Annotated in this window: 1 protein-coding gene; it reads right to left on the minus strand. The window is 28.8% G+C overall.

Features of this window, described 5'->3' with window-relative positions; all coding sequences use genetic code 11:
- A partial coding sequence (locus L1S49_RS23075; protein WP_238907699.1) for a transposase occupies window positions 1-1,093 on the minus strand: 1,093 nt, incomplete at both ends.

Consider the following 1,093-nt stretch of genomic DNA (forward strand, 5'->3'; position numbering starts at 1 on the left):
AAAATAAATTCAGTTTTTACACTATTTTTCCCTCGTGTTAAAAACCTCTTAAATTCATAGTTGCTTTTTAGAACGCCAAATGCTCCTTCGACCTGAATAGATCTATTCATTCTTAATTTAGTTCCAAGGTCAGTTGATATATTTCTATATGATATTTCACGTTTTTCCACAAAAGTTTTTGAGACTTGCATCTTTCTATTTCCTTTTGCCTTAGTACACTTTATTTTTAAGTTGCAATTCTCACAACTTTCACACTCATACACGGTAATTTCTGATATATATCCACTTGTAGATTTTCTATGAATAATTGAATTGGGTATCAATTTTCTACCATTATGACAAAAGTATAAATCTGATTTGTCATCATATTTCATGTTTTCACGCTTGCTTATATCGTTCTTAAAGCTTCTTTTTTTCCACTTTTCATATGTTTGTGGTTTTATATATGGTACTTGATTATTTGATTCTAAGAATAGGTAGTTTTCTTCACTTTCATATCCTGAATCTGCAATTACATTCTGATATTTCTGTCTTGTTTTTTCTTGCATATTGCTAATCATAGGTATTAATGTTGCTATATCATTTCTGTCACTAAATATTCCGATACCGGTCACGTACTCACTTTCAACTGCAACTTGCACATTATATGCAGGTTTTAATTGTCCATTTCTCATATGGTCATCTTTCATATGCATGAAAGTTGCGTCAGGATCAGTTTTTGAATAACTATTTCTTTTTGAGAATATATTTTTGCTGAAATTATACTTTTCTTGCCGTGCTTTATATTCAAGTAACTGTTCAGTCCATTTTTGAATTTTAGTTTTTCTTTTCCCAATTCCATGAACAAATTCTATGTTTCTTTGCTTTTTTTCATATAAAAGCCATTGAAGAACTTTATCAATATCACTTAAAAGAGTTTCATTTTGAACAGTAAATTCTTTTAATTCTTCAAGGTTGATAGTTTCAAAAAGAGAAAGAATCTTATTAAACATTTTCTCTTCATTTTTTAGAATAGATTTTTTCCAAACAAAGGTGTATCGATTCGCATTCGCCTCTATTTTAGTTCCATCTATAAATACATTCTCAAATAATA

Origin of the sequence: Clostridium sp. YIM B02506 (assembly GCF_022324845.1) — a bacterium.
GTDB classification, from domain to species: domain Bacteria; phylum Bacillota; class Clostridia; order Clostridiales; family Clostridiaceae; genus Clostridium_T; species Clostridium_T intestinale.